The sequence below is a fragment of the Micromonospora sp. SYSU B005 genome (assembly GCF_055362685.1).
In genome coordinates this window covers 215,744-240,423 of the sequence record NZ_JAXCFU010000010.1, presented here as the reverse complement: position 1 = coordinate 240,423, position 24,680 = coordinate 215,744, and the positions used below count along the sequence as shown (strand labels likewise).

The 24,680-nt window shown below is 75.9% G+C and carries 13 protein-coding genes and 3 pseudogenes; 3 read left to right on the top strand and 13 right to left on the bottom strand.

Going from position 1 to position 24,680, the window contains the following annotated elements:
• The first annotated feature begins 21 nt into the window (after window positions 1-21).
• Complete coding sequence (locus SM452_RS22790) at window positions 22-1,077, top strand: hypothetical protein (RefSeq protein ID WP_135239698.1); 1,056 nt, start codon at window positions 22-24, stop codon at window positions 1,075-1,077.
• Window positions 1,078-1,119: 42 nt separating this feature from the next.
• Here SM452_RS22790 and SM452_RS22785 read toward each other — a convergent pair whose 3' ends face one another.
• The 3 genes from SM452_RS22785 to SM452_RS22775 all read right to left on the bottom strand — a co-directional run bounded on the left by SM452_RS22785 (window position 1,120) and on the right by SM452_RS22775 (window position 4,680).
• Entirely contained in the window at window positions 1,120-2,538 is a 1,419-nt protein-coding gene (locus SM452_RS22785; protein WP_357209600.1) for an aldehyde dehydrogenase family protein, read from the bottom strand.
• A gap of 14 nt (window positions 2,539-2,552) precedes the next feature.
• Window positions 2,553-3,437 (bottom strand): NAD-dependent epimerase/dehydratase family protein, encoded by an 885-nt coding sequence (locus SM452_RS22780; RefSeq protein WP_357209599.1) that lies wholly within the window; start codon window positions 3,435-3,437, stop codon window positions 2,553-2,555.
• Between the two features lie 64 nt (window positions 3,438-3,501).
• Entirely contained in the window at window positions 3,502-4,680 is a 1,179-nt protein-coding gene (locus SM452_RS22775; RefSeq protein WP_357209598.1) for a glycosyltransferase, read from the bottom strand.
• 97 nt (window positions 4,681-4,777) lie between these two features.
• Here SM452_RS22775 and SM452_RS22770 point away from each other — a divergent pair, with 97 nt between their 5' ends.
• On the top strand, window positions 4,778-6,028 hold the full coding sequence (locus tag SM452_RS22770; RefSeq protein WP_463840654.1) for a cytochrome P450: 1,251 nt from the start codon (window positions 4,778-4,780) through the stop codon (window positions 6,026-6,028).
• Here SM452_RS22770 and SM452_RS22765 read toward each other — a convergent pair.
• The 10 genes and pseudogenes from SM452_RS22765 to SM452_RS22720 all read right to left on the bottom strand — a co-directional run bounded on the left by SM452_RS22765 (window position 6,013) and on the right by SM452_RS22720 (window position 23,287).
• Window positions 6,013-7,404 carry a serine hydroxymethyltransferase gene (locus SM452_RS22765; RefSeq protein ID WP_463840653.1) on the bottom strand — a complete coding sequence of 464 codons (1,392 nt, stop codon included), beginning with the start codon at window positions 7,402-7,404 and terminating at the stop codon, window positions 6,013-6,015. The two genes, SM452_RS22770 and SM452_RS22765, sit on opposite strands and share 16 nt — an antisense overlap.
• Window positions 7,362-8,117, bottom strand: coding sequence for a thioesterase II family protein (locus SM452_RS22760; protein WP_463840652.1), 756 nt, complete (start codon window positions 8,115-8,117; stop codon window positions 7,362-7,364). Before SM452_RS22760 ends, SM452_RS22765 begins: the two co-directional genes overlap by 43 nt.
• Window positions 8,114-9,205, bottom strand: coding sequence for a Gfo/Idh/MocA family oxidoreductase (locus SM452_RS22755; protein ID WP_269696752.1), 1,092 nt, complete (start codon window positions 9,203-9,205; stop codon window positions 8,114-8,116). The genes SM452_RS22760 and SM452_RS22755 overlap by 4 nt, the downstream gene beginning before the upstream one ends.
• Window positions 9,202-10,347, bottom strand: coding sequence for a saccharopine dehydrogenase NADP-binding domain-containing protein (locus tag SM452_RS22750; protein WP_355511182.1), 1,146 nt, complete (start codon window positions 10,345-10,347; stop codon window positions 9,202-9,204). Before SM452_RS22750 ends, SM452_RS22755 begins: the two co-directional genes overlap by 4 nt.
• Window positions 10,344-11,546, bottom strand: coding sequence for a phosphopantetheine-binding protein (locus SM452_RS22745; RefSeq protein WP_463840672.1), 1,203 nt, complete (start codon window positions 11,544-11,546; stop codon window positions 10,344-10,346). The genes SM452_RS22750 and SM452_RS22745 overlap by 4 nt, the downstream gene beginning before the upstream one ends.
• A gap of 159 nt (window positions 11,547-11,705) precedes the next feature.
• A pseudogene (locus tag SM452_RS22740) lies at window positions 11,706-12,173 on the bottom strand (class I SAM-dependent methyltransferase); the annotation flags it as partial.
• A 723-nt stretch (window positions 12,174-12,896) separates the two neighbouring features.
• Window positions 12,897-14,027: pseudogene (locus SM452_RS22735) on the bottom strand (amino acid adenylation domain-containing protein); the annotation flags it as partial.
• A 201-nt stretch (window positions 14,028-14,228) separates the two neighbouring features.
• Window positions 14,229-15,695 (bottom strand): annotated as a pseudogene (locus tag SM452_RS22730) (condensation domain-containing protein); the annotation flags it as partial.
• Window positions 15,692-22,270: an amino acid adenylation domain-containing protein gene (locus SM452_RS22725; RefSeq protein ID WP_463840651.1), complete on the bottom strand. Its 6,579-nt coding sequence runs from the start codon at window positions 22,268-22,270 to the stop codon at window positions 15,692-15,694. The pseudogene SM452_RS22730 and the gene SM452_RS22725, both read right to left, overlap by 4 nt.
• 27 nt (window positions 22,271-22,297) lie before the next feature.
• Window positions 22,298-23,287: a ParB/RepB/Spo0J family partition protein gene (locus SM452_RS22720; protein WP_209310266.1), complete on the bottom strand. Its 990-nt coding sequence runs from the start codon at window positions 23,285-23,287 to the stop codon at window positions 22,298-22,300.
• 190 nt (window positions 23,288-23,477) lie between these two features.
• Here SM452_RS22720 and SM452_RS22715 point away from each other — a divergent pair, with 190 nt between their 5' ends.
• Complete coding sequence (locus tag SM452_RS22715) at window positions 23,478-24,680, top strand: cytochrome P450 (protein ID WP_262014504.1); 1,203 nt, start codon at window positions 23,478-23,480, stop codon at window positions 24,678-24,680.

The following is a 24,680-nucleotide window of genomic DNA, read 5'->3' as shown; positions in this document are numbered from 1 at the left end:
CGGCCTGACCGGAGGGACACCATGTCCACTGCCACCTGGGCGTCCGGCGCCGACGCGTCGGCCCTGTTCCGCACCGCCGCGGACCGGGTCCGCGCGATCGACGTGCAGCACATCCGGGATGCGCTGTACGCGCCCGGCGGCTCGTACCGGTGGCCCCGGCACCGGATCAACGAGGTGGAGCTGGAGTGGCGGCGCTGGCGGCTGCGTCACCACCTCGGACTGCGCGACGAGCCACCGGCCTCGATCCGGCTGTACGAGCGCCTGGCCGTGTCGGCCGGGGTGCCGCCGGCCGACGTGTCACCGCTGGCCGGCGGCGGCCCGCTGGTCGACGCGACGTACGACCAGATGTTCCCGCAGGGCCCGCTGATCATCAGGGCGGTGAAGTCGCGGGTGGTGCGGAGGCCCACCGACCACGAGGTGGACGAGGAGTACGCGGCGCTGCTGCGCGAGTCCAGCGGCCGGCGCAGCGACTACCTGTCCATGCTGGACCCGTCCGGCTACTACTGGCACATGCCGGACCTGATCTCGGCGGCCACCGCGAGGGAGTGCATGAAGGACGTCGAGGTGCTGCTGGCCGCCCCGCGCGGGGAGTCCTTCGCGGGCGGGCCGCAGCCGGGCTGGGACGTCGAGCACGACGCGCTGGTGAGCCGTTCGATGAACGCGTACCTGGGCGCCGGGCCGACCCTCATCAAGATCCACGAGGATCCGGCGCTGGTCGCCGAGATCAGCGCCCGGATGGGCCGGCCCATGCACCCGACCCGGTGCACGTACCTGCGCTACGAGAAGGGCGACTACCTGGGCGTGCACACCGACCAGCCGACGTGCGAGGTGTCGCTGCTGTTCACCATCGCCGGCGACCCGGGGCCGATGCGCTCGTACCTCGACGAGACCGGCCACGACCCGGCCTGGCTGGACCGGTGGGTGCGGGAGGCGGGCAACTTCCCCGACGGCGGGCTGGACTTCATCTACCAGCCGCGCGAAGGGCTGGCGCTGACCGGCCGGGCGGTGCCGCACGCCCGCCTGCCGCAGGCGGAACGGGCCGTCATCGGCGCGTTGTTCTACAGCGGCCTGACCTGACCCGCGCTCCGGGCGCCCCGGAGAGGGCGCCCGGACGGCGGCTCACCGGGGACGGTGACGCACCTGCGCGCCGGTGTAGCCGTGCAGCCCGGCCACACCGCCCTCCACGCCCAGCCCGCTGCACTTCAGGCCGCCGTACGGCTGGTCCGGGGTCAGTTCGGCGTGCGAGTTGACCCACACCGTGCCCGCGTCCAGCCGCGCGGCGACGTCCCAGGCGCGCTGCGGGTCCGCCGACCACACCGAGGCGCCCAGCCCGTACGGGCCGGCGTTCGCGGCCCGGACCGCGTCGTCGAGATCGGTGTACGGCACCACGGGCAGCACCGGCCCGAACTGCTCCTGCGTCACGACCGCCAGGTCGTCGGTGGCGCCGGCGAGAACGGTGGGAGCGTAGAACCGTCCCGGGCCGGGCAGCGGCGCGCCACCGGCCGCGACCCGCGCTCCCCCGGCGGTGGCCGCCTCGACCAGCGCGGTGACCCGGCGCAACTGCGCCCCGGTGGTGAGCGGCCCCAGCTCGGTGCCCTTCACCGCGCCGTCGCCGACCCGGGTGGCCCGGGCCCGGTCGGCCAGCGCGTCGACCACGCGACCGTACCGAGACGCCGGCACGTACAGCCGTTTCACCAGCATGCACGCCTGCCCGCTGTTGGCGAACGCCTCCCAGAACAGCTTCTCGGCGATCGCGTCCGGGTCGGCGTCGTCGAGCAGGATCGCCGGGTCGTTGCCGCCCAGTTCGAGGGTGAGCCGCTTGAGCCCGGCCCCGGCGGAGGCGGCGACCCGGCGCCCGGCGGCCACCGACCCGGTGAACGTCACGTGCGCCGGCACCGGATGCGCGACCATCGCCGCGCCGAGGTCGTCCCCGCCGGACACGACGTTCACCACGCCGGGCGGGAACAGCGGCGCCAGCAGCCGCCCCAGTTCCAGCACGGCCAGCGGCGCGTACGGCGAGGGCTTGAGCACGACCGTGTTGCCGGCCCGCAGCGCCGGGGCCAGCTTGGCCGCGGCGATCGCGACCGGGAAGTTCCACGGGGTGATCGCGGCGACCACGCCCAGCGGGCGGCGGGCCAGCTCGACGTGCCCGCGCCGGTCGTCGCGCAGCAACTCGGCGCCGAGGTCGAGTCCGGCGTGGTAGCGCAGCGCGCCGGCCGCGCCGTACGCCTCGGCGATCGCCATCGCCGCCGGTTTGCCCTGCTCGGCGGTGACCAGGGCGCCGAGGCGGGACGCGGCCCGCGACACCTCCTTCGCGGCGGCGAGCAGCGCGGCACGCCGGGCCTCGTCGTCGGCGGCCCAGCCGCCGGCGGCGGCGAGCGCCGCGTCCATCGCCCGGTCGAGCTGCCGGCCGGAACAGACCGGGGCGGCGCCCAGCGGCGCGCCGGTCGCCGGGTTGTCGACCGGGAGGACGGCGGCCGCCTCCTCGGCCACGCCGCCGATCGTCATCGCCGGGGCGTGCTCAGCGGTCGCGGTCATGGTGGCGTCCTCCGTCACATGCGGCCCGCGCGGCGGGCGTCCTCGATCGATGGGTAGACGGGCCGGAAGCCCAGGTCCCGGCGGGCGGCGGTGGTGTCCACGACGCAGCCCAGCGGGCCGCCCTCCTCCGCGTCGCCGGCTCCGGCGCCGCGCGCGGTGAACTCCGCGGCCAGCGGGCGCAGCAACGCCGCCGAGGCCGGCTCGTCGTCGGCCAGGTTGTACGTGTGCCCGGCGGCGGCCGGGCTGCCCAGCGCGGCGAAGATGCCGGCCCGCACGTCGGCGTGGTGCACCAGGTGCAGCCGCTCGTCGTCCGGCCGGTGCGCGGCCCAGCTCAGCGCGTCGGCGAGATGCGGGTCGCCCTCGCCGTAGGTGAACGCGACACGCAGCACGCACACCTCCAGCTCCCCACCGGTGAACTGCCGCAGCGCCGCCTCCGCGCCGAGCTTCGCGGCCGGGAACGACGACTCCGGCGACTCCAGCAGCGGGTCGTCCTCGCGTACCGGCCGGTCGCCGGCGGGCGCGTAGACCAGGTAGCTGCTCATCTGCACGAACCGGCGCACCCCGGCGTCGAGCGCGGCGCGGGCCAGCGCCGCGGTCGCGGTCCGGTTCACCTCCTCGGCGCCCGGCCCGTCCAGGCCGACGAACGCGGACGCGATGTGCACCACCGCGTCGACCCCCTCGACCGCGCTGCGGCACACCGCCGGGTCGCGCAGGTCGCCGGTGACGAGCCGGCCGCCGCCCGGCCCCGGGCCGGGGCCCCACACCAGCAGGCGCGCCTCGCCGCCGAGCCGCTTGAGGTGGGGCAGCAGCCGGGCGCCGACCCGGCCGGTCGCGCCGGTGAGCAGGATCCGGCCGAGCGGCGCCGGCTCGGCGTCGACGGTCTCCACTGGTACGCGCATGGCTGTCGCCTCTCTGCGAGGTGGCCGCGCGAACAGGTACGGGCGTACGCGGCCGGGATCCGTCCTATGCGGCCGCGCGCAGCGGCCGGCGCTCCTCGGCCAGCCGCTCCAGCAGCTCGATGCCCCGTTCCACGCCGGGCATCCCGGCCATCTCCGCCTGGAGCCGGGCGGCGTTGCGCCGGTAGAGGTCGTCGTCCAGGGTGGCGCGCACCGCGTCGCGGATGCGTTCCGGCGTGGCCGCGGCCTCGTCGAGGCGGATCGCCACCCCGGCCGCGCTGAGCCGGTGGGCGTGATACGGCTGGTCGACGGCGACCGGGACGACCACCATCGGCAGGCCGTGCCGCAGCGCGCCGACTGTGGTCAGGTAGCCGGCGTGGTGCAGCACCACGGCGGTGCGGCGCAGCACCTCGTCCTGCGGGATGTACGTGGCCAGCCGCACGTTCGGCGCGTCGATGCCGGTGGCGGCGAGGTCGACGCCGGAGCCGAGCGTCATGACCACGTCGACGTCCTCGTCGCGCAGGCCCCGCGCGGCGGCGCGGAACAGGTGCGGCGTCTGGTTGAACGCGGTGCCCATGGTCATGTAGATCAGCGGCCGTGTGGCCGGCGCGGTGAGCCAGTCCGGCACCGGGCCGTCCACCTGGTACAGCGGCGGCATGATCGGGTGCACCACCTCGTCCTCGGCCCGTCCGCCGAACCACAGCAGCGGGTCGTCGGACAGCGGCTGCATGCTCGGCAGGTACGCATCGAGGTAGAGGTACGGGTAGAGCCGCGCCATGCCCGGATCGGCGGGCAGTCCGAGGCGGGTGCGGGCCTGGCTCCAGCCCGCACCCATCGTCTGCGCCGTGACCGCCCGGGGCAGGCGCGGGAGCTGGCCGAGCGCCGCGTAGGGCACGCCCACCGCGTCGGCGGCGAGCGGCCCGGCCCACTCCAGCGACTCGTGCAGCAGCACGTCGGCGCGGGTGTCCCGGAGCACCTCGACGATGCCCGGGATGAGCGCGGCGGTGGCCATGGCCATCAGCCGCAGCCGCCGGCGCTCGTCGTCGAACGCCGACGTCCTCGGCCCGTCGGCCAGCCACGCCGGGCCGACCTCAACCACGTCCAGCCCGGCCCGGGTCACCCAGGGGCCGAGACCCCGTCCGGTGACCACCGTGACGTCGTGCCCGGCGGAGCGGGCGGCGAGCGCGAGCGGGGCGATCGCGTGGAAGTGCCCGACCGCCGGCTGGCAGGTCACCACGACTTTCATGAGGGCCATCCACCTCCGGATAATGGGTGACGGAGCCCTGGCCCCCGGTATTCTCGCCCAGCCGATCCGCAGGCACCACAGTCGACGGAGGCCACCGATGACCACCTCCTCCCCGCCCGGAATCGCGGCGGACTTCCTCGCCACCGTCACCGGCGCCGCGTACGCCGACGACCCGTACCCGTTCCTGCGCCGGCTGCGCGACGAGGCGCCGGCGGTACGCACCAACGCGGGCATCTGGCTGGTGTCCCGGTACGACGACGTCCGCGCCGGGCTGCGCGACCCGCGACTGAGCTGCGACCTGGGCCGGCTCACCGCGTACGACGAGTACTTCCGTACCCGGGGCATCGACGCCCGGTTCCCACTGCCGCTCAACGCGCTCGACGCGCCGGACCATCCGCGCATCCGCTCGGCGATGAGCCACGAGTTCGTGCCGCAGGCGGTGGACGCCATGCGCCCGGCGATCGACGCGGCCGTCGCCGAGGTGGTGGGCGCACTGCCGGACCGGGGCGAGATCGACCTCGTCGCCGACGTCGCGTACCCGGTGCCGATCGCGGTGATCGGACGCCTGTTCGGGCTGCCCCGGGCGGACTGGCCGCTGCTGGAGCGGTGGTCGCGCGCGTTCGGCGCCGCCTCCGACCCGGACGCGCTGCTCAGCGACGCGCAGCGGGACGCGGCGGCCGAGGCGACGCGGGAAGCGGGCGACTACTTCGGCCGGCTGCTGACCCGCCGCCGGCGCGAGCCGACCGGCGACCTGATGAGCAGGTGGCTGGCCGCGCAGCGCGCCGAGCGGACGATGACGCTCGCCGAGCTGCTGGTGAACGGCGTCTTCCTGCTCATCGTCGGGCACCACAACACGGTGAGCCTGATCGGCAACGGGATGCTGGCGCTGCTGCGGCACCCGGAGCAGCTCGACCGGCTCCACGTCGACCCGGCGCTGATGACGGGCGCGGTGGACGAGCTGCTGCGCTACGACAGCCCGGTGCAGACCGCGACCCGGGTCACCACCGGTGAGCACCGGGTCGGCGACGTCACGATCCCGGCCGGGCAGCCGGTGATGCTGCTCGTCGGCTCCGCCAACCGGGACGAGCGGGCTTTCCCCGACCCGGACCGGCTCGACGTGGACCGGCCCGGCGCGAACCGCAACCTCGGCTTCGGGCGGGGCGCCCACGCCTGCGTGGGCGGCTACCTGGCGCGGCTGGAGACGGCCGCGACGCTCACCGCGCTGCTGCGCGCCCGGCCCGGGCTGGCGCTCGCCGGTGCGCCGCGCCGGGCGGTGCCGAGCTTCAGCCTGCGGGCGCTGACCGCGCTGCCGCTGCGCGTCGACCGGGCGCCTCACTCCTCCCGGTAGCCGCGCGACGCGACCTCGGCGACCAGGTCCGGCAGTACGGCCAGGGACGGGCAGCGCGCCTGGTCGCCGGTCTCGGCCAGCTCCGCCACGGCACCGGCGACGGCCGCCACGACAGCGGTCACCAGGTCGTCGCCGACGTCCCGGAACGCCAGGTCGTTGGTGCCGAACCGCAGCCCGCTTGTCTGCCCGACCGGTCGCGGGTCGTCCGGCACCGGATTGCGGTTGGCGAGCACACCGTGCGCCTCCAGCACGTCGCAGACGTACCGGCCGGACACCGGGGCGTGCCGCAGGTCGACGAGCACCATGTGGGTGTCGGTGCCGCCGGTCAGCACCGGTACGCCCCGGCCGGTGAGGGCGTCGGCGAGCTGCCCGGCGTAGCGCACCACCCGGCCCATCGCGGCGGCGAACGCCGGCCGGGCCGCGTGGCGCAGCGCGACCGCCTTGCCGGCGATGGCACCGAAGTCGGGCGTGCCCTGGAAGCCGGGGAACACCGCCCGGTCCAGGTCGGCGGCGCGGATCCGGGACCGGGCGCCGAGCAGGGCCAGCCCGCCCCGGGGGCCGCGCAACTGCTTGTACGTGGACGTGGTCACCACGTCGCAGTGGTCGAACGGCGACGGGTGCAGCCCGGTGGCGACCAGGCCGCTGACGTGGCTGACGTCGGCCATCAGCAGCGCGCCGGTCTCGTCCGCGGCGCGGCGGAACGCGGCGAAGTCGACCGCCCGGGGGCAGGCCGAGCCGCCGCAGATGAGCAGCCGGGGCCGGACCTCGCGGACCAGCGCGGCCACCGCGTCGGTGTCCACCAGCCCGTCCGGGCCGACCCGGTAGTGCCGGGCCCGCACCCGGCGGGAGACGCTCGCCGCGCCGGAGACGTGCGACAGATGCCCGCCGTGGCTCAGCTCCAGCGACAGCACTGTGTCGTCCGGCCCGAGCAGCCCGTAGAGCACAGCCAGGTTCGCCGCCGAGCCGGACGCCGGCTGCACGTTCGCGTGCGCCGCGCCGAACAGCAGTTCGGCGCGGGCCCGGGCGAGCCGTTCCACCGCGTCGACGGTCTCGGCGCCGGAGTGATAGCGCTGCCCCGGGTACCCCTCGGCGGTGACGGCGCCGAAGCCCAGCGCACCGGCGGCCAGCACGGCCGGCAGCGTCGGGCTGGTCGCCGCGACCAGGTTGAGCTGCCGGCACCGCCGCTCCCGCTGCCGGTGGGCGAGTGCCACGAGCGCCGGATCGGCGGCGGCCAGCCGGGCGAACCCCTCGCCCCCGGCGGCGGCGACGGCGGACAGCGCCGCGATCCGGTCGGTCGTGCCGGTGTCCGGCGCGCCGGTGAGCGCCTCGCTGGTCACGGCGTCGACGGCCAGGCCGCGGCGGCCGGCAGTGACCACGCGGTACGCAGCACCTCGGCGATCAGCGCGCCCCGCTGCGGCACCAGGTAGAAGTGGTCGCCGGGGAACAGCCGGGCGGTGAACGTCCCGGTGGTCACCGACCGCCAGCCGTCCAGGGCGGCCGGGTCGACCTCCGGGTCGCGGTCGCCGGAGCAGGCCAGCACCGGGCAGGCCAGCAGCGGCAGCGGCGCCGGCCGGTAGGTCTCGCTGAGCCAGTAGTCGGCCCGCAGCACCGGCAGCAGCAGCGCCCGCAACTCGTCGCTGTCGAGCACCTCCTGCCGGGTACCGCCGGAGCGGGCCACGTCCTGCCACAGCTCGTCGCCGCTCATCAGGTGCACCGAGCGGCCCGGGTCCACCGGCGCCTGCCGGCCGGACACGACGAGCAGCACCGGCGACGGCAGGCGGCGGGCGGTCTCGAACGCGACCGCCGCGCCGAGGCTGTGCCCGAACAGGACGGTGGGCGCCGGGTCGAGACCGGCGAGCGCGTGCGACACCTCGGCGGCGAGGCGGCACAGGTCGGTCGCGGGCGGTTCGGCGATGCGTTCCTCCCGGCCCGGGTACTGCACGGCCAGCAGTTCCACCCCGCCGGGCAGGTGCCCGGCCCACTGCCGGAAGCCGCTCGCCCCGCCCCCGGCGTGCGGGAAGCAGACGAGCCGCGTGGCCGGCGCGGCGGGCGCGGCGTACCGCTGGAGGCAGCGGGTCAGCGGGGTCATGCCGCCTCCGGTCCCGCGGACAGGTGCCGCGCGGACAGCACCGTGGGGGTGTCCCGCCGGACCAGGTGCATCGGCCCGAGCAGATCGAGCACGTCCTGGGTGAGCCGGCCGAGCGTGAGATGGTACTGGCCTCTGGTCATCGGATCCTCGCCGTCGGTCACCGCGTCCCACAATCCCGTCAGGGCGGTCTGGACCGCCGCCGGCCACTGTCGTGTGAAGACCTCCGCGAACGTCGGCGCGGTCGCCGGACCGACCGGCTCCGCGACGCCGTAGCTCAGGTGCGCGTCGGCCAGCTCGTCGAACCCGGCCAGCCCGTCCGTCGGCGGCAGGTGCGGCCGGGGGCACCACAGCACCGGCCCGTTGCTGCTGACCAGCGTCAACGTCCCGCCCTCGGCGCCGACGGTGATCCGGTGCCACAGGTGGGCGTGGTTGTCCGGCTCGCGCGGGTCGAGGTGGTGCTGCACCCGCAGCGTGGCCGGCACGCCGCCGAGCACACCGGCGAGGCTGTGGAACGGCGCCTCGGCCGGCGGTACGCCGGGCGGCGTGACCGGCGGGGCGAACGTCCACGGACGCAGCCGCGGCAGCGCCTCGCCGAGCACGTCGAACAGGGTGTAGAGCACCTGCACGCTGGTGGCCGCGTCGACGAACAGCAGATCCTGCCGGGCCGCGAGGTCGCGTACCGCGGCGATGAAACGGCGTACCGCGGCCACGTGGACGTGGTGGCTGTTGAGCCGGTACCGCACCCCGGAGGCGCGGGCCTGGCGCAGGCACTCCGCCAGCTCCCCCGGGTGCACCGGGTGCTCCTGGAGCACGTGCACGCCCCGGCGCATCAGCTCGACCGCGAGCCGGGCGCCGGGCCCGCCGGTGGGCGCGGAACCCACCACCACGCAGGCCACGTCCACGTCGCCGGGCAGGTCCGCCACCCGGGTCCACAGCGGCACGCCGTAGCGCTCGGCGCAGGCCCGGGACCGCTCGCTGCCCCGGGCGAGCACGCCGGCCAGCTCGAACGGGAACGCCGGGTCGGCGACGCCGGCCAGGTAGACCCGGCCGAACCCGGTGCCGGCGACGACCACCCGGGGCCCTGTCACAACGCGCCCTCCTCGACCGCCGACGCCGCCTCGGCGGCTGGTACGTCGAACGTCTCGAACGCGGTGAGCGCGCCGGTGCGCAGCAGCGCCTCGACCAGCCGCTCCGGGTGCAGGCCCTCGGCCGCGAAGTGCGTCCCCGGTTTCACCAGCCCGTCCAGCACCTGCCGCGCGGCCAGCGCCAGGACCGTGCCGGTGAGGGCGGACGTGTCGGTCGAGCGGGCCAGCACGGTCCGGGTGACCGGATCGCCCGCGGCGTCCGCGCCGGACAGCTCCAGCAGCATCAGCTGGTACGGGCGGCGCGAGAACATGTCCAGGTCGGCGGCGCGGGCCAGCTCGGCGGCGGCCCGGGTCAGGTCGCTCTGCCCGGCCATCGCCCCCTGGAGGCGGCCCAGCGTGGCCATCATCGCGGCGCCGCCGTCGAAGACGGAGTTCCAGCGGACCTCGTCCAGGCCGAGTCCGGCGCCGAGCCGGCGCGCCTCGTAGCCGAGGTACGGGTGCACGCCGACCGGGTTGGGAAAGAACGGCACCAGCGCGTCCACCTGTGGTTCGGCGGCGCGGGCGACCGGCCGGCCGCCGATCCACACGGCGCGCGACTCCCGCTCGCGGTCGTGCAGGCTGAGCAGGTAGTCGACCGCGCCGGCCGGGGTGAGCCGGTCCATCACGCCGAGGTGGGCGACCAGGCGCCGGGGCCGGGTCACGCCCCGCGCCGCCAGCCAGCGGGGCAGCAGCCCGCTGAGTCCCGGCATCATCCCGGCGGTGACGAGCGCGATCCGGCCCTGCGCGGCGAGGTCGCGGCCGGCGAGACGGTCGTACAACGGCTCGTCCCCGCCGGCGTCCACGTAGTCCGCGCCGGCGGCCAGAGCGGCCACCGCCACCCGGTCGAGCACCTGGTGCGACGCGCCGCCCGCGCAGACGACGAGCCGGCAGCCGGCGCAGAAGCGGGCCAGCGAGTCCCTGTCGTACACGTCGACAGCGACCGCCTCCCCGGCGCCGCCGAGCCGGTCGCGGACCAGCGCCGCGGCCCGGTCGGGGTTCCGGCCGCCGACGCGCAGCGGGCCGACGCCGTCGCGGTGCAGCCGGGCGGCGGCGGCGCTGCCCACCGCGCCGTACCCGCCGACCACGGCGACCGGGCCGGCGGTCACCGCGACCACCGCACGTCGACCGCGCCGAGGCACAGGTCGCGCCAGCGGGCCGGGATCGCCTCCGCCGCCGCCGGCCAGAGCCCACTGTCGAACGCGAGCACCAGCGTGACGTCCCCGGCGTACGGCTCGGCGCGGTGCCGGGCCGCCGCGTCGAGGCTGTGCCGGAACATCTCGTACCGCCGCTCGGTCTCGCCCCCGGTCAGCCCGGCCCGCGCGGCGATCGCGGCGAGCCGCTCGGCGGCCGGGCGTTCGGCCTGCCGCAGCAGCACGTCGGTCACGCCGGGGGCCTCCTGCCCGGCCGGCGGATAGGTGAGCCGTCCCGGCGGCAGCACGCCGCCACCGGCCGCCTCGACGGCACGTGCCAGGTCCGCCTCGGCGGGCAGCCCGACGTCCGGCGGCGCCACGCCGAGGGCCCTGGTGAAGGCGTACTCGACGAGCAGGTCGTCGCGCAGGTCCGGGGTGAACGGCTCGGTGACGACGGCGACCAGCCGGCTGATCTCGCCGCCCTGCTCCAGTCGGCGCCGGGCCACCTCGACCGCGAGCAGGGCGCCGAAGTCCCGCCCGGCCAGCGCGAGCGGCGCGGTCCCGGCCAGCGCGTCGGCGCAGGCGGAGGCGTGCCAGTCGACGAGCACCGCCGGGTCCAGGCCGAGGTACGTCTGCGGCGCGGTCACCACCAGGCCGGACCCGGTGGCGGCGAGGTCACCGGCGACCGGGGGGAGCCCGCCGGTGCCGTCGTGCACGAGCACGTCCGGCCCCGGACCGTCCAGGCCGACCAGTGCCACCGGCCCGTCCGGCCCGGTCTCACCACCGGACCGGGGCTCGGCGGCGGAACCGGCGCCGAGACCGGCCGCGAGTTCGGCGAGCGTGCACCCCTCCAGCAGGTCGCGCAGCATCTGGTCGAAGAAGGCGTCGGCGGCCGCCGGCACCGACTCGCGGATCCGGGCGACGAGCTGCGCCGCCAGCAGCGAGTCGCCGCCGAGCTGGAAGATGGTGTGGTCGCGGCCGACGGTGGGCACGCCCAGCACCTCCGCCCACGCCTTCGCCAGCGCGATCTCGACCTCGCCGGACGGCTCCGCCGACACCGGCGCGGCCCCGCCCAGCTCCGGTGCCCGCAGCAGCGCCGGCAGGGCGGCCCGGTCGACCTTGCCGTTGCCGGTCAGCGGCAGCGCGTCGACCACCCCGATCGTGCCCGGCACCATGTAGCCGGGCAGCCGCTCGCCCAGGTGCGCGGTGATCTCGGCCGGGGTGACCGGCACGCGGTCGGCCTTGAACCGCACCGCGAACACGTGCATGCCGATCCGGTCCAGGGCCTCGTCCTCGTCGGACAGGCAGACCACAGTGGAGGCGCCGGCCTCGGTGAGCAGCGTCTGCCACTGCGGCCGGGAGATGAACGTCTCGTCCTGTCCGGCCCGTACGTCCTCGAAGTCGCCGGCGGTGGCGTCGAACAGGAACTCCATCGAGGTGAGGATCTGGTAGTTGTCCCGGGTCGTCTCGATGAAGACCAGCCAGCCGCCGGGGCGCAGCATCTCCCTGAACCGTGCCAGGGCCCGGCCGGCGTGGCGGGCGTAGTGCAGCACGTTGGCGCAGAGGATCACGTCGAACGCGTTGGACTCCAGGCCCTGCGCCCGGTAGTCGGCGTTCAGGTCGTAGATGCCGTAGCCGACCCAGGGGTATGCGGCGAAGCGTTCCTGCGCGGCGTTGAGGAAGAAGGTGGAGACGTCGGTGAACAGGTAGCGCACCGGGTGGGCGGCGAGCGCCGGGATCAGGTCGATGCTGGTGCCGCCCACCCCGGCCCCCACCTCCAGCACCTGCATCGGCCGCCCGGCCGGGAAGTCGGCGGCGAGCGTGCACATCGCCTCGACGACCAGCCGGTTGACCGTGTCGCTGAGGAAGTTGCCCTGGTAGGCCGACTCCTGGATGTCCAGCCGCCCCTCGGGGAACAGCAACTGGATCGGGTCGGCGTCGTCGCGCAGCAGCTCGGGGAGCCGGGTGGTGGCCGCGCGGAAGTACTCGACGAGTTCGGGCCGGTGCCCGCCACCGGGCAGCAGTTCGTCGACCCGCGCCCAGGCCGCCGCCACGTTGTCGGCGGTGACCGGCGGTACGCCGGTGAGCCGGTCGCCGTCGCGGCGCATCATGCCGCCCGCGATCAGGCCCTTGACCCAGCGCCGGACCAGCCGGTGGTGCTTCGGGGCGACGCGGGCGGCGTCGAGCACCTCCGGCAGCGTGTGCGCCGACCCGGCGGTGTGGAACAGGCCCGCGCCGCGCAGCGTGGTCACCATCGCCAGCAGCGCGGTGCGGTCCAGTTCGCGGGCGAACGCGACTGCCGCGTCGGCGTCCATCTCCCGGCGTACCTCGGCGAGCCGGCGCCGGGCGCCGTCGAGGAGCCGGGCGGTGTCGCGGACGGCGGCCTCCCGGTCCGGCTCCCGGTGTGCGGTCTCGACCACGGCGGCGAGGCGCCGGTCCAGCGGCGGCTCCCCCTCCACGAACGCGACGGCGGCACCGACCGCCGGATGCGACTGCATCGCCGCCTCGACCTCGGCCAGTTCGATCCGGTGGCCGCGGATCTTGACCTGGTCGTCCTCCCGGCCGAGGAACTCGATGACGCCGTCGGGCCGGTAGCGGCCGAGGTCGCCGGTGCGGTACCGGCGCTCGCCGCCGGGCTCGTGCACGCTGAACCGGCGGGCGGTCTGCTCCGGGTCGCCGAGGTAGCCGGCCGCGACGCCCACGCCGCCGATGTACAGCTCCCCCACCGTCCAGTCGGGGCAGTCGCGGCCGGCCTCGTCGAGCACGTGGAACGTCTGGTTGGTCAGCGGCGTGCCGTACGGGATGCTGCGCCAGTGCGGCGGGACCGCCTCGATCGGGTGGTGGATCGACCAGATCGACGCCTCCGTCGCGCCGCCGAGACTGACCAGCCGCAGCCCGGGCAGCCGACCGCGGATCTGGTCCGGCAGGGTGACCGGGATCCAGTCGCCGCTGAGCAGCGCCAGCCGCAGCGACGGCAGGTCGACGCCGGCCTCCACGGTCAGGTAGTCGGCGAGCATCTGCATCTGCGCCGGGACCGAGTTCCACAGCGTGACGCTGTGCAGCAGCATCGTGTCGACCCAGTGCGACGGGTCGGCGCGCCGGTCGTGGTCGGGCAGCACCAGCGCGCCGCCGACGGCCAGCGGGCCGAACAGGTCGTACACGGACAGGTCGAAGGCGAGGCTGGCCAGGGCCAGCACCCGGTCGTCCGGCCCGACGCCGAAGCGGGCGTTGACGTCCTCGACGGTGTTGACCGCGCCCCGGTGGTCGATCATCACGCCCTTGGGCGTGCCGGTCGAGCCGGACGTGTAGATGACGTAGGCCAGGTCCGCCGGGCCGGCGGCGGGCGTCAGCAGCCGCTCGTCGGGCTCGACCGGGTCCAGCCGCTCGACCAGGATCGGAGCGTCGAGACCGTCGGCGGTGGCGGCGGTGGCCAGGACGTGCCGCGCGCCGGCGCCGGACAGCAGCGCGTCGCGGCGCGCCCTTGGGCTGCGGGTGTCGATCGGCAGGTAGACGCCGCCGGCCAGCAGCGCGCCGAGCGCCGCGACCGGCTGCTCCCAGCCGGTGTGCATGACGATGGCGACGATGTCGCCGGGCACGCAGCCGCGCTCGCGCAGCGCCGCCGCCACCGCGCCGGCCCGGCCGAGCAGCTCGCCGTACGTGAGCGTGCGCTCCCCGGACAGCACCGCCGGGCGGTCCGGGGTGCGCCGGCACTGCTCGACCACGCCGCTGTGCAGCAGCCGCCCGGACAGCGGCGCCGCGGTGTCGTTGACCTCGGCGCGGCGGCGGCGCTGCCGTTCCGGCAGGTCCACCGGGGACGGCTGCGACCAGGGCGGCGCGTCGCCGGCCAGCCGCCGTACCAGGTCGCCGAACGCGGCGAACATGTCCTCCGCGACACCGTCCGGGAACACCCCCTGCCGGACGTCCCAGTGCAGTTCGAGGCCGTCGCCGCGTTCCAGCGCCTGGCAGTCGATCCACACCTGCGGGGTCTGGCTGATGCCGTAGCCGGTCTCTCCCGCCTCCGGCCCGGGCGCGGTGGTGTCGCCGAGACCGAGCGCGCTGGTGAACACCACGGGCATGAGCGCGGCGTCGGCGCCCCGGCGGCGGGCCAGCTCCCGCAGCACCGTGACGCCGCCGACCAGCCGGTGGTCGAGGTCCTGCCAGAGCCGGCGTTGCAGGGCGCCACCGCGTTCGGCGAGCGTGGTCCCCTCGGCGCCGTCGACCTCCAGCAGCACGGCCGAGGTGAAGTCGCCGACCAGCCGGTCCACCTGCGGGTGCAGCGGCAGCCGGTTGAGCATGGTCAGGTTCAGCACGAACCGCCGCCGCCGGCTCCACCGGCCGATCACCTCGGCGTACGCGGTGAGGACGGCGGCGGTCGGGCTGAGCCCCTGCGCGGCGGCGGCCTCGCGCAGCGCGGCGTACCCGGCGCCGTCGAGACGCAGCTCGTGGCGCCGGAACCGGACCGGGTCGCCGGCGGACTGGTCGCCGAGGACCGGCAGGTCCGGCGCGGCCGGCAGGGTGTCGATCCGGTCGAACCAGTACGCCTGGTCCCGCTCGTAGCGGCGGGTGCCGCGCAGCCGCCGCTCGGCGGCCAGGTAGTCGCGGAACGTGACGTCGAGCGGCGGCCGGACCAGATCCGGGTCGGTGTAGTGCTCCTGGAACTCGGTGAGCAGCAGCTGGATGCTGACGAAGTCGGCGATCAGGAAGTCGATCGAGACGTGCAGCAGCGCGCCGTCGTCGGCGCGGGTCACCGCCAGGTCGAACAGCGGCCACTCGTGCGGTTCGTAGACCCGGTGGTCCATGGCGGCCCGGACGGCCGCGACGTGCGCCTCGACCTCCTCGGCGGGGCGCCCGCGCAGGTCGGTGGCGGCGACCCGGACCGGCGGCACCTCGGCCAGGACGCGCTGCGAGCCGTTCGCGTCGATCACCGCCCGCAGCATGTCGTGCCGGTCCACCAGCGCCTGCCAGGCGTCGCGGACCCGCTCCGGGTCCAGGTCGCGCAGCCGCACCTCGCCGTAGGCGTGACAGCCGACCCCGCCGTACGCGAACACGGTGCGCCGGCCCATCAGGTACGCGGCCTGGATGTCGGTGAGCGGGAACGGCTCGTGGCGGGCCGCCGGTTCGGGCTCGATGCGTCCCGACTCGGCCTCGGCGAGGTACGCGAGCAGCTCGGGTTTGGCGGCGAGCAGCCGGGCCCGCCGTTCCTCGGTCAGCACGCCCTGCGGCGCGCGGAAACGCAGCCGGGCGTCCTCGGCCCACAGCCGGACGCCGGCGGCCTCCAGCTCGGCCAGGATCGCGGCGGCGTCGGCACGCAGCGCTGCGGTCACAGCACACCCTCCTCGACGGCGAGTTCCACGGTGGACTGGGCGGCGACGAGGGCGGCCTGCTCGGCGACCGTCGGCGCGGTGAGCAGTTGGCGCAGCGACAGCTCGACCCCGAACCGGGCCCGGGACGCGGCCACCAGCCGGGTGGCGAGCAGGCTGTTGCCGCCGAGCGCGAAGAAGCTCTCCCGGCGGCCGGTGACCGGCTGGCCGAGCAGGTCGGTCCAGAGCTGCGCCACCGCCTCCTCGACCGGGTCGCTGATCCGTTCCCCGCCGGTGTGGTCGGGCCGGTCGACGATCGCCTCGACGCGTGCCCGGTCGACCTTGCCGTTGCCGGTCAGCGGCAGCTCGGCGAGGTGTTCGACGCGGGTCGGCACCATGTGCTCGGGCAGCCGGCGGGCCAGGTGCGCGCGCAGATCGCCGGGATCGACGCCGCCGGGTGCGACCACCGCCGCGAGCAGCCGGCGCTGCCGTCCCCCGGGGGCCACGGCCACCGCCCGGGTCACCGCCGGGTGGCTCTCCAGGGCCGCCTCGACCTCGCCCAGTTCGACCCGATGGCCGCGGATCTTCACCTGGTGGTCGGCGCGGCCGAGGAACTCCAGTGTGCCGTCCGGCCAGTAGCGGCCCAGGTCACCGGTGCGATACCAGCGGCCGCCGTCGTGGCGGACGAAACGCTGGGCGGTGCGGCGTTCGTCGCCGTGGTAGCCGAGCGCGACGCCCGCCCCGCCGATCCACAGCTCACCCGGCACCCAGTCGGGGCGGTCCGCGCCGGCCGGGTCGGCGACCCGGTAGCGCTGGCCGCGCAGCGGGAAGCCGTACGGGACCGACGTCCACTCCGGGGGCACCTCGGTCACCTCGAACGCGTTGGACCAGATGGCCGCCTCGGTGGCGCCGCCGAGGGCGATCAGCCGGCAGCCGGCGGTCACCGCGTCGAGGCGCCGCCGCAGGTCCAGCCCGACCCAGTCGCCGGAGACCATGGCCAGGCGCAGCGGCAGCGGCGGCCGGTCGCCCGCCATGGTGAGCAGCATGTCCAGCAGCGCCGGGGCCGAGTTCCAGACGGTGACCCGGTGGGTGTCGGCCAGGCGCAGCCAGGCGGCCGGGTCGGCGCGCTCGTCCTCGGCGGTGAGCACCACGGTCCCGCCTGCCGCGAGGACGCCGAACAGGTCGTAGACGGACAGGTCGAAGTCGAGGGCGCTGACCGCCAGCACCCGGTCGCCGGGGCCGACGCCGAAGCGCGTGCTGATGTCGTCGACCGTGTTCCAGGCGGCGCCGTGCGCGGTCACCACGCCCTTGGGCTCGCCGGTGGAGCCGGAGGTGAAGATGACGTACGCGGGCTGGTCGGGTGTGACGGTGACCGGTTCGGCGAGTTCGGCGGCGGCCAGCGCCCGCGCCATCGGCAGCGCGGTCACGCCGTCGGGCACCGCCGACCCGGTGAGCGCGACCCGGATCCCGGCGCCCCGGTGGATCCGCTCCCGGCGCAGCTCGGGCTGGTCGGCGGCGACCGGGACGTACGCGGCGCCGGCGTGCAGGACGCCGAGCACCGCGGCGACCTGGTCCGGTCCCCGGGGCAGGGAGACGGCCACGTTGTCGCCGGGCCGCACGCCGGCGGCGACGAGCGCGCCGGCGACGCGGCGGGCCCGCCGGGCGAGTTCGCCGTAGCTCAGCGTCGCGCCGTCGCCCCAGGCCAGTGCGGTACGGCCGGGGTCGTCGCGGGCGACGGCGGCGAACCCGGCGTGCAGCAGCCGGTCGGTGACCGGTGCGCCGGTGTCGTTGACCCGGGCCCGCACCTGCGCCTGCCCGGCCGGCAGCGGCACCGGCGCGGGCCGGTCCCAGCCGGCGGTGGCGAGGTGGCGCAGCAACGCGCGGTACGCGTCGAACATCGCGTCGAGCACGCCCGGCGCGAACAGCTCCTCGACCGCGTCCCAGTTGAACAGCAGCCCGCCCTCGTGCTCGGTGACCTGGTGGTCGAGCCACACCTGCGGGGTCTGGGACAGGCCGGTGACGTACCGGCCGAACGGGGTGGTCAGGCCGAACGGGCGATCGGTGGCGGCGCTGACGCCGATGGTGCTGGTGAACACCACAGGCATGGCGACCTCCGCCGAGCCGGTGTGCCGGGCCAGTTCCTGCAGGACCGCGATGCCGGAGAAGGAGCTGTGCTCGATGTCGGCCCAGACGCGGCCCTGGAGCCGGCGGACGGCGGCGGCGAAGCTCTCCCCCGGTTCGGGCGTGTTCGCGACCAGCAGCAGCGAGGTGAAGTCACCGACGATGCGGGGGATGTCGGGGTGGGTGGCGGGCCGGTCGAACAGCGTGAGGTTCAGCGTGAAGTCCGGCGTGGCGCTCCACCGCCCGAGGACGGCCGCGAACGCGGCGGCGACCACGGTGGACGGGGTCACGCCGTGCTCGGCGGCCCGCGCGACCAGGCGCGACCACGCCTGGTCGTTCAGGCGTCCCTCCCGCCGGGTGAAGCGGGGCCGGTCGACCTGGCGGGGGTCGCGGGCCAGCGGGAGCCGCGGGCCGGGCGGCAGGTGCGGCAGCCGATCGACCCAGTAGCGCCGGGCGGCCTCGCGGCGCTGCGGGTCGGGATCCCCGGCCACCACGCAGTCGCGGAAGGTGATCCCCAGTTCGGGCAGGGCGGCCGCCGGGTCGACGTACAGCTCGGCCAGGTCGGCCAGCACGATCATGATGCTGAGCGCGTCGAGGACCAGGAAGTCGAGGCTGAGGCCGATGCGGGTGCGGTCCGCCGAGCGGACCGCGCGGACCGCGAACATCGGCCAGGCGGCCGGGTCGTGCACCAGGTGGGCGAGGTCGTCGCGCATCCGCTCGACCGCGACCGGGTACGCGTCACCGTCGGCGTCGGTGACCGTTATCCGGTAGCGCGGCACCTCGGGCAGCACCCGCTGCCGGGCGTCGTCGTCGAAGACGGCGCGCAGCATGTCGTGCCGGGCGACGACGCGGTTGAACGCCTCCTCGAACCGCTCCAGGTCGACCTGCTCGCCCTCGAACTCCCAGTACCAGTGCGAGCCGACGCCGCCGAGGGTGAACTCGGGACGCCGGCCCAGCCAGTAGGCGCGCTGGACCTCGGTGGCGTCGAACGGCTCGTACCGTCGCTCGGGGTGGGCCGCGACCGGCACGGCAGTGGCGGGTGCGGCCGGGGCGACCGGCGCGGACGCCTCGCCGAGCCGGTCCACGAACGCCCGGAGCGTCGGCGCGGCGAACAGCGTGGACAGGCGCGCGCCCGGGAAACCGGCCGCCCGCACGGCGGTGACCAGGCGGGTGGCGAGCAGGCTGTTGCCGCCGAGGGCGAAGAAGCTGTCGTCGGGGCCGACGGTGGGCCGGCCGAGCAGGTCGGCCCAGACGGCCGCGACGGCGAGTTCGGCCGGACCGGTCAGCCGGCCCGGCGCCTCGGCTGCGGGCCGGGTGTCGTCGGTGAACCGGGCGGCGAGCGCGGTCCGGTCGATCTTCGCGTTCGCGGTGAGCGGTAGCGCGTCCAGCACGTCGACGCGGTGCGGCACCATGTACGGCGGCAGCCGCTCCCCGGCGTACGCCCGCAGCGTCTGCGCGTCGATGGGCACGCCGGCCGCCGGGGTCACGGCGGCGACCAGCCGCGGTCCGGCCTCGCCGGGTACGGTCAGCGCGACCGCGCGGGCCACGCCCGGGTGCTCGCGCAGCGCCGCCTCCACGTCGCCGAGGTCGAGCCGGTGTCCCAGGATCTTCACCTGGCCGTCGAGGCGGCCGAGGAACTCCAGGCGCCCGTCGGGGTGGAAGCGGGCCAGGTCACCGGTGCGGTACCAACGCTGCCCGTCCCGCTCGACGAACCGCGCGGCGGTGCGTTCCGGGTCGCCCCGGTAGCCCGGCCCGACACCGACGCCGCCGAGCCACAGCTCGCCGGGCACGAGGTCGGGCCGGTCCCGGCCGAGCCCGTCGGCCACGCGGGTGAGCTGGTTACGCAGCGGGGCGCCGTACGGCACCGACCGCCAGCGCGCCGGCACCTCGGTCACCTCGTGCCAGGTCGAGTGGATGCCGACCTCGGTGGCGCCGCCGAGCGCGACCAGGCGGGCGCCGGGCGCCCGCGCGGTGAGCCGGTCGTACAGGTCGAGCCCCACCCAGTCGCCGCCGACGAGGGCCAGCCGCAACGGCAGGTCGCCGGCCTGCTCCGCCGCCTCGCCCTCGGCCGCCACGAGCAGCATGTCCAGCAGCGCCGGTACCGACGTCCACACCGTGACGCGGTGGCGGCGGACCAGGTCGAGCCAGTGCTCGGCGTCGCGGCGGGCGGTGTCGTCGACGCAGACCAGCGCGGCGCCGGCGGTGAGGAACGCGAAGATGTCGTACACCGACCAGTCGTGGTCCAGCGCCGACAGCGCGAGCCCCCGGTCGTCCGGGCCGATGCCCCACCTGTCGCCGATGTCCTCGATGGTGTTCATCGCCGCCCGGTGCGTCATCTCCACGCACTTCGGGCCGCCCGTCGAGCCGGACGTGTGGATGACGTACGCCAGGTCGTCGGGCCCGGCCGGCCGGAGTTCGGCGAGCGGCGGCGCGTCGGCGGCCTCCTCGACGGCGAGCACCGGCAGCCCGTGACTCCAGATCGGCTGGTCCCGGGTGGCCGTGTCGGTGAGCACGATCCGCACCCCGGCGGCCCGGTGGATCGCGGCGCGGCGCACCGGCGGCAGGTCGACGCCGACCGGGGCGAAGACGCCGCCGGCGCACAGCACGCCGAGCACCGCCTCGATCTGCGCCGGCCCCTTCGGCAGGGTCACCGCGACCGTGTCGCCCGGGTCCAGCCCGGCGGCGACGAGCCGGCCGGCGATCCGCCGGGCCCGCTCGGCGAGGTCGCCGTAGCGCACCCCGCCCCCGGCGGCGACGAGCGCGATCCGGTCCGGTTCGGCGGCGGCGTGCGCCAGGAACCCCTCGGTGAGCGTGGTCCGTCGCTGCGGGCCGGCGGTGTCGTTCAGCGCCGCCCGGCGGCGGGCGGCGGCCTCCGGCAGCAGGCTCGGCACCGGCTCGGTCCAGGCCACCGGGTCGGTGACGATCCGGTCGAGCAGCCATAGGTACGCGGCGAACATGTCGTCGAGCACGTCGGCGGGGATCAGGCCGTCGACGGCGTCCCAGTTGAGCAGCAGCCCGCCGTCGTCCTCGGTGACCTGGTGGTCCAGCCAGACCTGCGGGGCCTGGGAGATGTTCCAGCCGGCGTCGCCGAAGCAGTCGCGTACCTTGCGGCTGAACAGCTCGCCGAGGCCGAGCGCGCTGGTGAACACCACCGGCGCGAGCGCCTGCGCGCCGCGTTCGGCGGAGAGCGCGCGCAGCACCTCCAGGCCGGAGAAGTCGCTGTGCAGGGCGTCGGCGCGGACGCGGTCCTGCAGCCGGCGGCAGGCGTCGAGGAAGGTGCCCTCCCCGGTGTGCACGGCCACGATCAGCAGGTTGGTGAAGTCGCCGACCAGGTGCGCCACGTCCGGGTGCAGCGGATCCCGGTCGAACAGCGGCACGTTGAGCAGGAAGTCGGGCTCGGCGCTCCACGCGGACAGCACCTCGGTGAAGGCGGCGGCGAACACCATCGACGACGTGACACCGTGCGTCCGGGCCCGCTCGTCGAGGCGTTCGCGCCAGGCCGCGTCGAGACGGTGGAAGCGCCGGACCACCCGGTGGACCGCCAGGCGCTCGGGCGCGGTCGCCAGCGGCACCTGCGGCGCGGCGGGCATCTCCGGCAGGCGTTCGCGCCAGTAGGCGACGGCCGCCTCCCGTCCCCGGGCCGGTGCGGCGCGGCGCTCGGCGAGGTACCGGCGGTAGCTGTAGCGGATCGGCGGCAGCGCGGCGTCCGGGTCGGCGTACAGCTCGGCCAGGTCGTTGAGGATGATCCGGAAGCTCAGCGCGTCCGCGACGATCATGTCGATGTTGAGGTGCAGCCGGCTGGCGCCGCCGGGCAGCACCGAGACGCCCAGGTCGAAGACCTCGCCCCGGGCGATGTCGAAGCGCCGGTGCGAGAGGCGGTCGCGGATCTCCGCCAGCCGCGCGGTGACCGCCGGCCCGTCGAGGTCGCGCAGGTCGTGGACGGTGGCGCCGGACCACGGCGAGGAGTCGGCGACCCGCTGCCGGCCGTCGTCGAGGATCGTCACGCGCAGCATGTCGTGGCGGGCGATGAGCGCCCGGGTGGCGGCGTCGAGCCGGGCGGTGTCGATCGCGGCGCCGTCGAACTCGGCGTAGAAGTGGGTGGCCACGCCGCCCAGCACGAGCTGTTCGTGCCGGCCGACCCAGTAGGCGTACTGCATCGGGGCGAGGTCGAACGGCCCTCCGGGGTCGTCCGCCGGGGCACCGGACGCGGCGGCGGGAGCGGCGGTGGCGGGTGCGGGCGCCTGGCGTGCGGTGAGCAGGTCCATCCAGCCCGCGAGCGTCGGCCGTTCCATGAGTTCGGCGTACTTGACGTCCACTCCGGCCGCCCGCCACCGGCTGGCCAGCCGCATCACCTTCAGCGAGTCGAGGCCGCAGGCGATGAGGTCGCCGTCCGAGGCGTCGAGCGCGTCGGTGTCGCCGACCGCGGCACCGATGTCGGCGCGGACCCGGTCGAGCGTCAGCTCGTGCTGCGTATCCATTTGTCCCCAATCCCACCGGTGGCGACGTCAGGCCGCCTCGTTCGCCCGCTGCCTGAGCTGGTCCGCGAACTCGAGCCACTCCTCGGCGATGCTGCGCGCGATGTCGGCGACCACGTACGTGCAGTGCGCCGGGATGGTGCCGATCAGCTCCGCGTAGCCTTGCGGCCCGGTGGCCTGGCTGTCGAGCCAGCGCAGCAGTGCACGGCCGGACTCGGTGAACCGGACGGACGGGTCGTGCCGCAGGTTCTGCAGGTTGACCGAGCGCTCCCGCATCGGTGGCCGGCGGCTCAGGCCGGCCCGGGCCGGACGCGGCTCACCCCCGCGCTGACGCAGCGGCAGCGGGTCGTCGCCGCGCTTCATCCGCTCGCGTACGTCCCGCGCGGTGGCCGGGGAGATGCCGGCGGTCTTGGCGATCTCGCGCAGCGACGCCTCCGGTTTGCGGCTGATCAGCTCGCTGGCGATGCGGCGGCCCTCGGCGCTGTTGACCGGGCGCAGCCGGCCGTCGCGGCCGAGCCGGGCGTGCACGTCGGGGGCCCCGATGTCCTGCCGGCGGATGCTCGCCACGGTCTTCGCCGCGAGCCCGGCCGCGGTCGCCACCGCCCGGTCGGACCAGTGCGGGTGCGACCGGAGGATCCGCTGGGCCGCCGCCTCGCGGTCGGCGAGCGACAGCGGCAGTCCGTGGGTGACGTTGGCCTGCACCGCGAGCACGAACGCCGCCTCGACGGTGCCGTCGAACAGGCGGGCGGCGATCTGCGTCTCGCCGCGCAGGACCGCGGCGCGCAGCCGGTGCATGCCGTCGATCACGCGCATGGTGCCGCGGTGGACCAGGATCGGCGGCAGTGGCGCGTCCGTCTCGGCAAGTGTCTGCGCGTGCAGGTCGTCCTCGCCGGCCAGCCGGGGCGAGTCGGCCGCGCGCAGGCAGGCGATCGGCAGCAGTTGCACCGGCCCGCCCTCGGTCGCCCCCGCCGGCTCCTCGTCGAGGTCCGCCACCACCGTCATGGCTGCTCCCTTGGTCACGCCGCCTCCAGGGGATGTCGTATCTAGCTTTTACGTCTCTCGTCGCGTCGCAAGAGCCGTGATACGCGAATCCTAATCAGACGGGGAAGCCGAGCACACGCCCCGGACGTGCCGGGATCGCGACAGGTCAGTGATCGCCGTCGCTGCACTATCTCGCTTTCAAGCGTCCCACCGGCGCTACGATCCCGTCGTGCGAGTGCGATACGACGCGACCGCGATCGCCGGACTGGACGACCCCTACCCCGCCTACGCGGCACTGCGGGAGGCCGGGCCGGTCGTGCCCGCCGGTCCCGGCGTGTGGGCGGTCACCGGGCACGCCGACGTCACCGCGCTGCTGGCCGACCCGCGCGTCGGCCACGAGTTCCCCGACGTCGTGTACCAGGCCTCGGGCGAGCCCGACGCGGTCACCGGCTTCTTCCGGGCCACAGTGCTCAACCGGGACGCCCCCGTGCACACCGTGCTGCGCCGGGCGATGTCCCGGCTGCTCGCGCCCCGGGCCGTGGCCGGGCTGCGCGGCCGCGTCGACGAGCTGGTCGGCGAGCTGTTCACCGCGATGGACGGGGACGCCGACCTGGTCACCGGGCTGGCCGCGCCGCTGCCGGTGACCGTCGCCGCCGAGCTGCTCGGCATCCCCGTCGCCGACCGCGACCTGGTACGCCCGTACGCGATGACGCTGGCCCGGGCCTTCGGCGCAGGCATCCGGGTGGAGGGCGACCGGGACGCCACCGCCGCCGCGGTGACCTGGCTGCGCGCCTACGTGCGGGAGCTGCTGGCCGAGCGCGAGCGCCGGGGTCGCGACGACGATCCGCTGGCCGGTCTGCTCGCCACCGCCGACCCGGGCGGCGCGATCACCGCCGAGGCGCTGGTGGACAACGTGATCTTCCTGTTCTTCGCCGGCTTCGACACGACCACCAACCTCATCGCCACCGGCTGCGCCGCCCTGCTGTCCCGCCCGGACGTGCTGGCCCGGTTGCGGGCCGAGCCGGAGCTGGTGCCGAGCGCGGTCGAGGAGTTCCTGCGCTTCGACGCACCGATCCAGGCCACCGCCCGGCTGACCCGCGCCCCGATCGAGCTGTCCGGACGGCGGATCAACGCCAACCGGCTGGTCGTGCTGCTGCTCGCCGCCGCCAACCGGGACGGCAGGCGGTTCGCCCGCCCGGACGAGCTGGACATCGCCCGTACCCCGAACCCGCACGTCTCCTTCAGCGCCGGCCCGCACTTCTGCCTCGGCGCCACGCTCGCCCGGCTGGAGGGGGCGGCGGTGTTCGACCGGATCGCCCGCGGCCTGGCCGGCTTCGAGCCGGCCGGCGTCCCGGTCCGCCGCCTGCACATGAGCTTCCGGGGATACGACCACCTGCCGGCGCGTGTTCGACTGGGCGCGTTCCCCGGTTGA

Excerpts from the sequence above, each read along its gene's own strand:
- SM452_RS22785 (WP_357209600.1), bottom strand. The coding sequence starts at position 2,538 with ATGACCGCGACCGCTGAGCACGCCCCGGCGATGACGATCGGCGGCGTG.
- SM452_RS22770 (WP_463840654.1), top strand. The coding sequence starts at position 4,778 with ATGACCACCTCCTCCCCGCCCGGAATCGCGGCGGACTTCCTCGCCACC.
- SM452_RS22725 (WP_463840651.1), bottom strand. The coding sequence starts at position 22,270 with ATGGATACGCAGCACGAGCTGACGCTCGACCGGGTCCGCGCCGACATC.
- SM452_RS22790 (WP_135239698.1), top strand. The coding sequence starts at position 22 with ATGTCCACTGCCACCTGGGCGTCCGGCGCCGACGCGTCGGCCCTGTTC.
- SM452_RS22760 (WP_463840652.1), bottom strand. The coding sequence starts at position 8,117 with ATGACCCCGCTGACCCGCTGCCTCCAGCGGTACGCCGCGCCCGCCGCG.
- SM452_RS22745 (WP_463840672.1), bottom strand. The coding sequence starts at position 11,546 with ATGGTGCCGGGCACGATCGGGGTGGTCGACGCGCTGCCGCTGACCGGC.
- SM452_RS22780 (WP_357209599.1), bottom strand. The coding sequence starts at position 3,437 with ATGCGCGTACCAGTGGAGACCGTCGACGCCGAGCCGGCGCCGCTCGGC.
- SM452_RS22775 (WP_357209598.1), bottom strand. The coding sequence starts at position 4,680 with ATGAAAGTCGTGGTGACCTGCCAGCCGGCGGTCGGGCACTTCCACGCG.